The organism is Paraniabella aurantiaca (assembly GCF_050309965.1).
GTDB lineage: Bacteria > Bacteroidota > Bacteroidia > Chitinophagales > Chitinophagaceae > Niabella.
In genome coordinates this window covers 283,928-297,283 of sequence record NZ_JBLOSY010000002.1, presented here as the reverse complement: position 1 = coordinate 297,283, position 13,356 = coordinate 283,928, and the positions used below count along the sequence as shown (strand labels likewise).

Below are 13,356 nucleotides of genomic sequence, written 5' to 3'. Positions count from 1 at the left end.
TACGCGCAGCCTTGAGCTTAAAGCTTTACCTGCGGCTAAATTGATGGCGGAAACATTCAATTCCTGTTCATAAGCAGTTAACATATATAACTTCAGGGCATTGAACTTTAGTAAGAGCCTGTTCATAGAAGATGAATCAAAGCATCCAAAACTATTTATTAAACATCCAGTAATCAAAATTAAAAAGCTCGCGGCCGGCAGTAATATTCTCCCCCTTAAAAACCAGGTAAACATCCCGTACTCCCGTTACCGGGGTTACTACTGTTTCTGTCAGCGTTTTCCATGTTTTCCAGCCGCCGGTACGCGGTACTTTAACGGCGGCCAGTTTTGTTCCGCCAACACTGTCTATATGTACTTCCAGCACACCACCGTCAAGCCCGGCAGCAACAGCAGCTGAAAAACTTTTCGGAGCCGTATTTCCAAAATCAACTGAACGTACTTTCACATAGCCGCCATTACGAATACCGGAAACATATACACCAATTTTTTCCATTTCGCTTGTGGTACATTTTTCTGACCAGGCAATAGTTTCGGCTTCAACCCGGTTATATGGATTAAGCGTGCCAACGGGTTGAACTCCTTCTTTAGTTATTGTAACCTGTGGTATGGTACCATCACTGTTATACTTAAAGGTTTCTATTGCGGAGGAGCGGCCATAGCTTCCGCCGCCCTTTAACAACCCGGTATGATAAAATAGATAAGAATTTCCTTTGAAATCAATAATACCTCCATGATTGGTAAAGCTGTTAGTGGGCTGATCCACCATAATACGTCCCTGATATTTCCAGGGGCCGGTAGCGCTATTGCTAATGGAATAAGACAGGGTTTCCTTTCCCTTATCCATGCCAGCGAATATCTGGTAATAGATGCCGTTACGTTTATAAAACCAGGGACCTTCTACGTACATATCCTTGTTGGGTACCGCAGGCGTCGCCTGCGCATTTTGATTATGCTGCGCTCCTCTGGGTCTTCTTACGCCGCCAAATGTTTCAAGCGTTTGCGGAACTTCAACAATATCGCCTGAATAAGATATCATGTCTTTATTCAGTTTTACATAGTATAAGCTGCCATTACCCCAATACATATATGCCTGCCCGTCGTTATCGATAAAGGCTGTGGGATCTATATTCGACCAGCTTCCGGTAGTAACCAGGGGCTTGCCTAATGCATCCTTAAAAGGCCCTGTGGGACTATCTGCCACTGCAACCCCGATAGCCATATTATTATCGATTGTCTGAGCACACATGTACCAGTAAAATTTACCGTTGCGCTCTACACACTGTGCAGCCCAGGCCCTGTCTCTTGCCCATGAAAACGACTCCAGGGCAATGGGTACGCCGTGATCTGTCCAGTTCACCATATCGGCAGAAGAATATACTCTCCACTTTGTCATATAATAAAAATCAAAACCTGGTATATCATCCCCGGTATACATATATACGCGCCCCTTATATACCATTGGCGCAGGATCAGGCGTATAGTTTGTTTGTACAACGGGGTTCTGAGCCGTTAAAGCCCCGGTGGTCAATAACAACGCCAGCGTACTAAAGAAAAATCTGTTTTTTTTCATACCTATATGTATTGTGTGCAATAAAAATTTTATAATAAACACTATTATCCTTGTAGTGCTCACTCTTTGTTATCTGTTTTCAGATTCTAAGCCCCCTCGTCGAGGGCTAACAGGTGAAACTTTATCCCTTTACTTTTTTACCGGTGTAAGGCGATACAGACCTGCACCATGCAATGGTAAATCCCGTCCAAATTTTTTCTCAAAAACACCGAGATCTTTATGGCTCCACAGATCCTTCACCTTGATTTTACCTTTCATACCAATAGCGTTGAAATCGACAGATACGGAGGCTTTCCCGGGCAGATCAATGCTACCCTTATCTACCCATACGCCAAATACAACCGACCCTTCATCTTTGGTAACTACTCCGGTAGCCGAAAAAGTATCATAACCCTCAGGCAACTCATAGATAATAACCGATTCCGCATGGGTGCCTATACCATTCGCAGGCTGGTTATTGACGCGAAGCGGCTGACCGTCGCAAGTACGATTTACACGTGCCTCACCCCAGCCGGCGGAGGCACTGGTCCATTTTATATCCGTAAGTTTCAGTGTTCCTTTAGGGCCTGTTAATACGGGATCTATCCATGCCACATGATCCCAGTCAAATCCATTACCGCCATCTTTAACAAATAGCACCAGCTTTTTGCCATTCTTTACCGACACTTCTACTTTTTGTGAACTGCCATTTCCCGCGATGACCGGGCTTGCATAATCTGCATTATCAAAATTGATGTTATCGCCCTTGCTTTGCGCATTGAATAATGCCACGTATTTGTCCTTACTTCCCGGAATGTCTGCGGTCCAAACCACTAAATTCTTATCCCGCGAAACCTGACGATTATTGACACTTTCCTGGTTCACCTTAAGCATTTCGGGGTTCGTGAGCATTTCTTTTGTAAAAGCATCCAGTTTTGTCATATCTCCGCCAAAAATGAGCGGCGATTTTCCAATGGCCCACAGGCTCATGAGGGTATATTGCTCATCCGGTGTGAAATTAGTTTTGCGGTTAAAATCAATGATGCCGATGGGTAACATGTCTGCATCAGGAAAATGCCCTGGTCCGCGAAAAGGTGTCCAGGCGTCCAATCTTTCAAACATAGCAAGCAGCAATCCCCATCTATCCCAAAAATCATCTGTGATCCGCCACAGGTTCGCATGTGTCTTTACATGGTCACCAGCTCTAACCGGCGTAGCACCCGGGGAGAGGCTTAATAAAATGGGCCGCCCTGTTTCATCGATCGCTTTTCGTATCGCCTCAATTTCTGCCTGCTGCACTTTATCATAAGGCCGGGAAATATCATCCACTTTAATATAATCCACGCCCCAATCGGCATACATCCTGATGATTGAATTATAATAAGCCTTTCCTTCCGGCTTAGTGGCATCTACCCCATACATGTCGGGATTCCAGGGACAAATTGAATTTTTCAAAGCTATGTCCTGCGCCTTTACAGTAGTGCCTAAAACGGGCGTATTCTTCTCAACAGCCTGACGTGGAATACCTCTCATAATATGGATACCAAACTTCAATCCTTTTGAATGAACGTAATCGGCAAGTGGTTTGAACCCTTTTCCGTCAGCTGCCGAAGGAAACTTTTTTAAGCCGGGAGTCAGCCGGCCATATTCATCCATGGTAAGGATCGCCTTGGGATTATAATAGTGCCCTTTTGCTTCGGGTTCGTACCACTGTATATCTACCGTCAGGTATTTATAGCCGCTGGGAAGCAGGTGTACCGCCATCGCATCAGCCTGCTCTTTTATTTGCTGCTCTGTTACCGTGGTACCAAAAATATCCCAGCTGTTCCAGCCTAAAGGAGGATGCGTGGCAAATTTCCAGAAACCGGTATTGTTCTGGGCCTTTAAACCAGTTGCTGTCATTAATATACCTAGTACAAACACCGATATCAATCTTCTTTTCATGTAATGGTCAATTTTGTAGCATGTTTAAAATGGTATCGTTACTCTTACTATTGGGGCAACATAACAACACCTTGGCTTCTATTTACCTGCAGTGCGAAACTTGTAATACAATACGCCATGCACCGGAACTTCCAGCGACAGGGCATCCTTACCAGCATTTAACCGGGTTATATCTTTTTGTCTCCACAGATCACGTACAGTTTGTTTTCCTTTGATGCCCAGTTTGTCAAAATCCTTGTATGAAATGTTCACCTTATCTCTTCCAAAGTTTGCGAAGGCTACCGCCCTGCTCCCGTCCTCCAGCTGCTTTACATAAATGCGAAGGTCACCGATGGTCTGAAGGCAGGTGCCCTGCAGCCCTAACGCATCCTGGTTTACAGCAATCACTTCATCGTTTGTTAATAGATTTAAAGTGAAGGCATCCAGCTTTTCAAGGTCGCAGCCAATGAGCAAAGGTGCTGAGAAAATACTCCATAAACTGATATGCAGGTATTGCTCATCGGGCTTCAGGCGGCTGGGGTGTGCATTCCCCCAACCTACAACGCCTACCACCAACATATCAGGATCGTTCCAGTTACCTGGCTTCGCCCATACCGCTGCTTTATCCTGGGCAAGCGCAATGCTTCTCACGCTTGACCAGCTGTCGGTAATATCGTTAGTGGTACGCCAGGATTGCGCGCCGGCTTCATTTCCCCATTTCCAAACATCGCCCATCCCATATTGACAAAGATTATACACAATATCTCTCGGTTGTTTTTTTAATAAATCGCCCATTAACTTAAATGGTTTCACGCCCTTATCCAAATCTCCTCCACCCTGAAAATTGAGTGAAGAAACTTTGTTCGGGTCATTATCGGGCAAACCATTCAACACGCCTCCGTAACTGCACCAATCGTATTTCAGATAATCGAATCCCCATTTTGCATAGCTTTCGGCATCCTGTTTTTCATAACCGTAACTTCCTGCGCAACCACCGCAGGTCCAGGGTCCGGGTGATGAATATATGCCGGCTTTTAATCCGAGACTATGAAAGTAATCCGTTAGCCCTTTCATATCCGGAAATTTGGAATTGGTAAGAATATAGCCGTTTTCGTCACGCATTTTTCCTTTGAAAGACGGGTCTTTTCCGTCTCTGTTAAATTGCCAGGAATCATCGATGTTGATGTAATTCCAGCCGTGATTTATCAATCCTGATTTAACCAAAGCATCGGCTGCCCGTTTTACTTTATCAGCAGAAACCTCGTGTCCGAAACAATTCCAGCTATTCCAACCCATTGTTGGTGTTAATGCTATTTGATCTCCGCACTCAATACGAAGCTTCTTAGTGATCTTACCTTTTGCATTTTTTGCACGCAGTACTACGTTGTATGTTCCCTTTTGGGAAATGTGGCCCGTGATGATGCCGGTTTTAGTATCCAATTGCAGTCCCTGCGGAAGATTGGTCGCCGAAAAAACCATCGGCCTTTCACCGGTAGCCGGAATTCTAAACAAAAACGGGGAGCCGGGGCGCACCCCGAATACAGTAGCAGCATTAATGCGCGGTGCGGCGGGCGGCGCTGGAGTAAGAATGTAAGGCTCCGATGCTACGGGATTAAAAGTTGCCAATGTTTTCAGGCCATCGGTTTCAAATACAGCATCCACCCAGTTCGCATGATCATAATAAGGACCATTCCCTCCATCAGTCACCACCAATTCCAGTTTACTGATGCCCGCTAACGATACCGACACGGGTTTAGCAGCATCACCTAACCGCATAACACCGCTTGACCATATTTTTTTATCGTCAGCATAAATCTCAAATTCGACAGCCGGCCTTTGTCCTTTCATTTCATCATCTAAACCTACCAGTGCCGAAAACCTGGATACTTTTTTGTCCAGCCTGATGAATAAGGAGCTTTCAGCATGGGTTCCAAATCCTCTTTCAAATACTTTACCTGCGATGGTAAGCGGCCTCCCGTCTACTGACTTGTTAACACCCGGTTTTCCGTGGCCCTGTGTAGCTACGCTTAAATCCAATTGGTCTAGCCATACCCGGGCCTGGGCCTGCAACTTACTGCCTCCCAGCATTAAAAACACTGCTAACAGTGATATTTGAAATCTGTTTCTCAACTCCATATAATTATCTTTTGTACAGAACATTGCGTTTACTAACGTCACCATTCGAAACACACGATTCTCTTTACTTTAAAACAATATGCTGTTAGTATATCTTTCGTACCTATGGTATCCGTAGGATTTACCTGTATCGAAGGATAAACACTATTGCCCTCTGCTGCTTGCTATTACACGGTACATGCCCGGTATAGCCGCCTGATGTCCTATAAAAAATAAAAGTAAAAATGACTTTTATTAAAACATTCCACAATATTCCCAACACAAAATACCCAGGCGATATACAGCGCCCCCATTAAAATGAATGAATATCCCGAAATCCTTCTGTGAAAGATTCCGGGACATAACAAGGTTACTTTTTTGTGTAAATAGCTTTTACAGTGCTCTCTCCTCTTGGTGAGTTAGACTGGGTAACTACTGAAAGCTGGCCGTCTTTAGTAATGCTCCAGCTTTCGGTGGATTTGAACTCAGATGTTTGTCCGTCGCGCTCAAAGCTCATGGTGCTGCTCACTACCAGTGTTTTGGCATCCTCAGACCACTTTGCGGTTGATTTTCTTTTAGATCCGCGAAAGCCTTCCGATTCTACTACTTTGCCATCAAAAGTTAAGGTTACGGTATTTGTCATGGGATCGCCACCATTAAAGCCGGGTGTTACCCTGGTAATAGTAATTGCATCGTCTTTCTGCTCCGTTTTAATGGAAGTTGCAGCCCTGGCAAACTCGCCTAATTCACTTTTTTTCTCATCCAGTTTCCACTCGCCCGAAAGTGCAGCGCGTTGTGCAAATAAAGTGGAGGTAGCTAAAGTAACCATGGCTACAAAAAAGATACGTGTAAATGTTTGTTTCATACTTTTAGATTTATTGTTTTTAATAATGACAAGTTCCAGAGATATTATTTTATTTTCGAAAAGGCTGGTATCAGGCGATATGCTCCGTCCGGATTTCTTTCTACTCTCCAACTTTCTTACTTAAATTTTATCCAATCCACTTCAACGTCTTTCCCTGTTGTTAGCGTAATCACCAAATCATTTACGTCCTTCGGCGCTTTCTTCACCGGAATTTCCACATCATGCCATCCCGACCTTTTAATCAGTTTGGCTTCAGCAATTATTCCATTTTGCTTAGTACCTATTTGTAATACTGCATTTGCATCAGCTTTCACGCGAATGGTGACTGTTCTTGCCTTAAAGCTACCAAAATCAACACTATTATATTGTACCCAATCTCCCCCTTTTGCAAAGACGGTTTTCCATCCTCCAAACGTATTCACCGTATCTATAAAATCAACGGTTGCGCCGCTGATATGACTGTAACGGTCTATTTGTATTTCTTTTAAAGCATTAGTTAACCCTACACCTCTCAACGTTGGTATTACTTTTTTGATCGTTCCGTCGGGGTTGAAAAACAAACTATCCACTCTTACAGAACGTTTTTTATCAAACCGGGGTGACAGATCGTTATGGTGATAAAACAGGTACCATTGGTTTTTGAACTGAATAATTGATTGATGGTTCGTCCAGCACCCGGTGGGCGATTCATCCATAATAACTCCCGCGAATTTGAACGGCCCGAGGGGATTATCGCTGGTGGCATATTCTAATCTTTCAATGTTGTTTTCTACATGTGGGTAGGTCATGTAGTAAATACCGTTTCGCTCAAAAACATAAGGTCCTTCTTTCAAACCCTTTGTTGGAAACTCTTTTAACGTAAACACTTCGGAGTCCAACTCCAGCATATTAGCTTTCAGTTTGGCGCCATATAGGTTCCCCTGCGACCAGTACAGGTAGGCCTGCCCATCTTTCTTATCAATAAAAACGCCCGGGTCGATGCCGCGAACGCCTTTAATGGGCCTGTCTTCTGGTATATAGGGCCCTTCGGGTTTATCTGCTATGGCTACGCCAATAGTAAAGCCACGACCGATCGTTGAATCTTTAGGAGTAGCGGGAAAGTAGAAATAATACTTGCCATTACGTTCAATGGCGTCGGGCGCCCACATCGCATAACTATCGCGCTTTACCCACGATACTTTGTTTTGTGTAACAATCACCCCGTGATCGGTCCAATCGACCAGGTTTTCCGAAGAAAATACGTGATAATCCTCCATGCAAAACCAGTCCTTGCGTAGGTTTTTACCATCGGGCGCCTGAATATCGTGCGAGGGAAATACATATACCCTGTTACCAAAAACCCTTGCCGATGGATCGGCGGTGAATTGGTTGGTGATGAAAGGATTTTGTGCCGAAGCTGTAATTGTAACCGCCAGCGATACGATTACTGCAACTGCCTCTTTAGTATGCTTTCTCATCATGGAAATAATCAACTTAGTTATTTATTGTCAATCCTGAAATAATCAAAATCGGCATACCCACCTGTCTCTTTAGTGGCATAATTAAACAGGCCATAACGGTAACCCATAAAGTGAGGTATTGTATAAGCCATTTTCAACTGTGTGCCAATGGGAATCCATGTTTTACCGTCCAGGCTATAGAAGAAATCAGCTACGTCCTTTTTATTAGTGAAATCGCAGGCTACTTTCAGGTGAACAACGTTTTGATTGAGCGGAACGGTAGCGGCTACGACCGGATTGTTATTGCTGGCGTTGATCATTACAAATGTTTTTTTATAGCCCTCTATTTTTACGCCTACTATTCCATAGTTTCTTTGCAATAATGTTATGCCTGCAAAATCGCCGTCTTTCATATTCGATACATCTATCGAAGTGGTGCCCGAAGAAACGGGACCTATGGTACGTTGTGTAAGTGTATTGCGGGCCTGGAGGAAGGTAGTATCGATGCGACCGGTAGTTAGCCTTAAATAACCTTTACGGGCGGTTACTGACCACAGTTCATTTACCGGATTATGATTCCACTGCCATACCAACGGCAGGGCCGCATCATTCTTTTTACGTGTAAATTCATCAGAAGCTACAATGCCCGGAATTAGTCCTTTACTGGCAGGCAGATCGAGTGTCATAGGTACTTTACCATTTTCATCGCCTATCACCGGCCATCCATCCACCCATTTCACCGGAACCAGGTAGGGAATGCGGCCCACAGCACCATTGTCCCGGAAGAGATAGGCAAACCAGCGGCCGTCTGGTGTATCAATTAAACCGCCCTGCGCCACGCCTTTGTCCTGCAAGCCTATTTTACCCTGCCACGGACCGCCAATTTTATCGGCCCGGTGAATAATTACAGAACGTTGTCCACCGGGAGGCCATGAAATATTGAACAGGTAAAATTTGCCATTTACTTTAAACACCTGCGAACCTTCTGCAGGTAAACCTCCACGACTACCTTCAGGAGTTGTGGGCAATGTAGCATTCTCAATTACTACATGGTCGGTACCTTCCTTTACACCACTCAAATCCTCTTTTAGTTCAACCAGCCTTAATTTACCACCGCCATATAACATATATATTTTTCCATCATCATCAAAAACCAATGAATGATCGTGCATCATCGGTTTAAATTCTATCGCCTTCCAGGGGCCTTTTTCAATATCTTTTGTAGTATAGATATAGGTTTTACCGGTAGTTTGCGCAAAGGTGGAAACATAGTAAGTTCCTTTATTGTAACGAATGCTGCTGGCCCAGGAGCCACGCCCGTAAGTACTTTTGCCATTGTCTAAATTCATAGCGTCTACCCCCACCTTGTTCAACGTATCGTAGCAATAACCAATGAGTTTCCAGTTCACCAGATCGGTAGATTTCATAATAGGCACACCCGGACTCATGTGCATGGTAGTACTGCTCATGTAGTAATTCTTTCCTACACGAATAATAGAGATATCAGGCACATCAGCAAAGATGATAGGGTTCTGCGCTTTTTGAGTTTGCTGCGCATGAAGGCTGGTCGTTAAGGATATTGAAACCAGCAAATAAAAAAAGAAGGTTTTTTTCATCCGTGTGTATTAAAAATCTGAGGATTTATTTTTTTAAACAAATATTGCAAGGGTGTCATATTGCAGCTTGTTAGTGCTACTTTGAAGCTTGCCCTGGCGCTATAGTTGCTGTTGATTACTATTTAGATTTCACCAACCTGACATAGTAAACAGGTCCGGCTGTATTTGATTCTGTTGCCTGAAACTTAACCCGCACATATTCTTTCCCGCTTAACATGGAAACCGGTATAGCGTATTCTACATCGATCATATCGGGTCGGTTCCATTTTTCTTTAAGATTTTCTGTTACCAGTTTTTGGTCATCTATATAAATGTCAAAACTCCGGTTCCCGTTTTCGGCTCCCCAATATCTCACCATCAAAGCCAGGTTAGTTGCTTTATTGGTAGCCAGGCTGTAGCTGAAATAGCCACCAGCAGCAGATTCTCTAAAAGCCTGATTATGCGCATTCCCTTTGCGGGACCGCTCAGTTTGCATCTGGTGATCTACTTCTGGTTGCTGCTCACCGGGTGCCACAAAATCCACTGTTCGTTTTTCTAACTCCAGCTTTTCTTTTTCAGCGTGAGCAATCGAATCCATATAGTTGTTATACTGTACAGGAGTTAAGGCCATCCAGTACATCATGTAACGCGAATCGTGTATACGGAAGAATGGCTCTAATACTAATTCAGCATTGTTAACCACGTTTAAGTTGCGCGCAAATGTAAATTGCAAAGGTTTTCCTTTTACCGGAACCAGTTTTTGAGAAACATCTCCGATCTGTTCTGAAACAATTACAGGCGCCTGGTTCACGGGCAATTTTTCGCCATGGGCAATATGGCTCCAGCGGCCGTCGTCGGCGATCAATCCCCTGATATTTTTAGTTTCGGTTTTGGCACCCAACAGAAGCGGACCGTGCATAATAGCTACGTATTCTGATACATTCGGCATTGGTTCTATAGTAGTGCGCATTGGTAAATCTATCCGCACCACATCCCCTTTTTTCCACTGGCGGTTGATAGCTATATAAGACGAGGGTTTTTGCTGATAGGCAAACGGTTTTCCGTTAACCCAGAGTTTTAAAGCCCCATCCTTTACCCATGCCGGATAGCGAACCATCAATGTAAATTTTCCGGCGCCGCTCGTTATTGAAAGCTTTGTGGCAGCTTCATCAGGAAAAGATGTTTCCTGCTTTAGCTTCATTGCTTTTTGCTTCCAGTTCAACTCCGATGCTATAAACAGGTTGAGAAATAAAGAGTCTTTTACATGTGTATATATCTGCTCACCATACTTACCATGATTCTCCATACCACTGCCCACACAACACCACATAGCTTCGTTAGGTGCTGAGTAAACCCTGTAGTGACGCGGACGTGCCGGCGTAAAATACACATACCCTCCGTGCTGCGGATGTTGGGTAGACAGGATATGATTGTATAAAGCCCGCTCGTAAAAGTCCATATACTTTGCATCAGGACTTAACCTGAAAAGCCCTTGTGACAGCTTGAGCATGTTATAGGTATTGCAACTCTCTGGTCCCTCCACATCACTTATATACTCCCGATAAAAAGGAACACTCGGGAAAAATTCCCTTCGACTGTTACCACCAAAAGCCAGCGAGCGATTACCGGTTACAGTCTCCCAGAAAAAACTACCAGCCCGTAAGTATTGTGCATCGTTGGTCAATTCGCCCACACGCTCAAACCCAACTGCTTTAGGCACCTGCGTATTGGCATGTTTGTTATCCAGGTTATCTATACCTTTTGATAAGGGTTCTAAAAACTCCCTATGTGAAAATCGCTTAGCGGCTGTAAGATACCTGGCATCTTTTGTCATTTCATATGCATCAGCCAGCACTTCATTCATACCGCCATGCTCATTACCCAGCATACTTTCCATTTGTGCGTCTGACAAGCCATTTGTAACGTCAACAGCCCAATCGCAAAAAACCAGAAATAGTTTTCTTGCTTCTGCGCTTCCGGCATACATCCAGGCATCCCTTAACCCAGCATACATTTTATGCACGTTATACCAGGGTACCCAATATTTCCAGATAGGAGCGATATCACCAGCCTTAATTTTAGGCCATAATGCTTTCCCGTCGGGAACGGCACCAATATAGCCTACCGCCCAGTCAGGATATAATTTACTATTAGCCTCCATACAGGCTTTTAGTTCAGCGATCATGTAATCCATCCGTCTCTTACACTCCGGATTACCGGTAGATGCATAATTCATGGCCAATGCTGTTAAATAATGACCACACACATGGCCATCCAACCCTTCCCAGTTGGGATATATCTTGGCTTTGGCCGGAAGTCCCGCTTCCTTTCTATATCCTGCCAGCAAACGGTCCATATCATATTTTAACAACACCTCTACGTTCAGGTCTTGTGCATGCTTAAAAATGCCACTGGTTAGTTTAACATCGTTTAATGAAAAAGCATTTCCATAAAGCTTATCCTGTGCTGCGCCGCAGTAAGACATTATAGCGCATATGCTGGTAAGTACCCCAACCTTAACAGTTATCTTACCCGCTCTTTTTCTTATAACTACCGATAATCTTAATTGCTTCATACTATTTTTTTTAATGACACGCCCACCTCTTGGTAATACGCTTCAACTAATTCACTTTACTAACGCCCTTCTCTGTTTCTACAATTTTCCTGATGGTCCCATCACTATTATAATGCAGGTAATCTACTTTAATAGAACGCCTGTAGCTATTGCCTGAGGGCATTGATCCGTCATGATAAAAGAAATACGACTTCCCTTTAAAATCAATCACCCCGGGATGGGTAGTAGTGCTGTTGGTAACCGGATCCTGTATACGCCCGCGATAGGTCCATGGGCCTTTTATATCCGTGGCTATAGCATAATCAATACTTTCAGGAAAATTAGCTGCATAAAGCAAATAATACAGGCCGTTCCGTTTGTATACCCAGGGCGCTTCTGTAAAATGATCGGGTTTGAATGTATGAATGGGCCCATCCAGTTCAATCATATTGTCTTTCAGTTTAGCCCATTTGCAACTTCCATTACCCCAGAACAGATAAGCCTGTCCATCATCATCAATGAAAGCAGCCGGATCCAGGTCATCCCAGGAGTGCTTCATATCTGTGGTCATTTCATTAGTTATCAGGGCCTTGCCAATAGCATCTTTAAACGGTCCCGTTGGACTTTCAGACACTGCTACCCCAATTGCAACACCGCCTTTACTAACTTCATTATTCTTATGCATCACTGAAATATACCAGTAAAATTTACCGTTTCTCTCAATGCAATGTGCGGCATTAGCAGCACGCGCAGCCCAGGAAAAATCCGTAGGTTTTAAAACCGGGCCGTGATCTTTCCAGTCAACCATATTTTTTGAGGAGAATACATGCCAGCTGGGCATCTGGTAGGTTTTAGCATCAACCGTTGCTGTATCACGCCCGGCATATAAGTATACCGTATTCCTGTACACGAGTGGTGCAGGATCAGCCGTAAATATATGCCGGATGATAGGATTTTGTGCTGTTACAAATGCTATTTGCAACAACGCCATTAATAGCAGCAACACATTTTTTTGCATTTCTTATTCGTTTATACCGATCTTCTGCAACTCATTATATGCCTCGTTAAGGTCATCCGTTAGACATAAAATATTTATCTGGTAATGCTCTTTCAAAAATCGATTACATTAAGTTCGGCAATATTCTTACAAAGATGATCCTGCATAATTGGAAAAGTAACTAACAGCAAGCGCAACTGACAAATACTCCGGAAATAATAGTTGTCATTTTTACAATTATTAAGCTAAGATAAGAAATAAATACAATCGGTTGCAAGCATTTTTAAACTTTTATTTTGATAGAAGTATTGTTATCAAA

Annotated in this window: 8 protein-coding genes; all 8 read right to left on the bottom strand. The window is 43.7% G+C overall.

The window, feature by feature from the left end; translation table 11 throughout:
* Positions 1–151 precede the first annotated feature (151 nt).
* The 8 genes from ACLOAU_RS15925 to ACLOAU_RS15890 all read right to left on the bottom strand — a co-directional run bounded on the left by ACLOAU_RS15925 (position 152) and on the right by ACLOAU_RS15890 (position 13,058).
* Positions 152–1,570 carry a glycoside hydrolase family 43 protein gene (locus ACLOAU_RS15925; protein WP_427862889.1) on the bottom strand — a complete coding sequence of 473 codons (1,419 nt, stop codon included), beginning with the start codon at positions 1,568–1,570 and terminating at the stop codon, positions 152–154.
* 129 nt (positions 1,571–1,699) lie between these two features.
* Entirely contained in the window at positions 1,700–3,493 is a 1,794-nt protein-coding gene (locus tag ACLOAU_RS15920; protein ID WP_427862888.1) for an NPCBM/NEW2 domain-containing protein, read from the bottom strand.
* Positions 3,494–3,571: 78 nt separating this feature from the next.
* Complete coding sequence (locus ACLOAU_RS15915; protein ID WP_427862887.1) at positions 3,572–5,608, bottom strand: NPCBM/NEW2 domain-containing protein; 2,037 nt, start codon at positions 5,606–5,608, stop codon at positions 3,572–3,574.
* Positions 5,609–5,957: 349 nt separating this feature from the next.
* Positions 5,958–6,452, bottom strand: a complete 495-nt coding sequence (locus ACLOAU_RS15910) for a hypothetical protein (protein ID WP_427862886.1) — start codon at positions 6,450–6,452, stop codon at positions 5,958–5,960.
* A gap of 116 nt (positions 6,453–6,568) precedes the next feature.
* Positions 6,569–7,912, bottom strand: a complete 1,344-nt coding sequence (locus ACLOAU_RS15905) for a family 43 glycosylhydrolase (protein ID WP_427862885.1) — start codon at positions 7,910–7,912, stop codon at positions 6,569–6,571.
* Positions 7,913–7,929: 17 nt separating this feature from the next.
* Complete coding sequence (locus ACLOAU_RS15900; RefSeq protein WP_427862884.1) at positions 7,930–9,507, bottom strand: glycoside hydrolase family 43 protein; 1,578 nt, start codon at positions 9,505–9,507, stop codon at positions 7,930–7,932.
* Positions 9,508–9,625: 118 nt separating this feature from the next.
* On the bottom strand, positions 9,626–12,061 hold the full coding sequence (locus ACLOAU_RS15895) for a glycoside hydrolase family 127 protein (RefSeq protein ID WP_427862883.1): 2,436 nt from the start codon (positions 12,059–12,061) through the stop codon (positions 9,626–9,628).
* A gap of 46 nt (positions 12,062–12,107) precedes the next feature.
* On the bottom strand, positions 12,108–13,058 hold the full coding sequence (locus tag ACLOAU_RS15890) for a glycoside hydrolase family 43 protein (protein ID WP_427862882.1): 951 nt from the start codon (positions 13,056–13,058) through the stop codon (positions 12,108–12,110).
* Positions 13,059–13,356 lie beyond the last annotated feature (298 nt).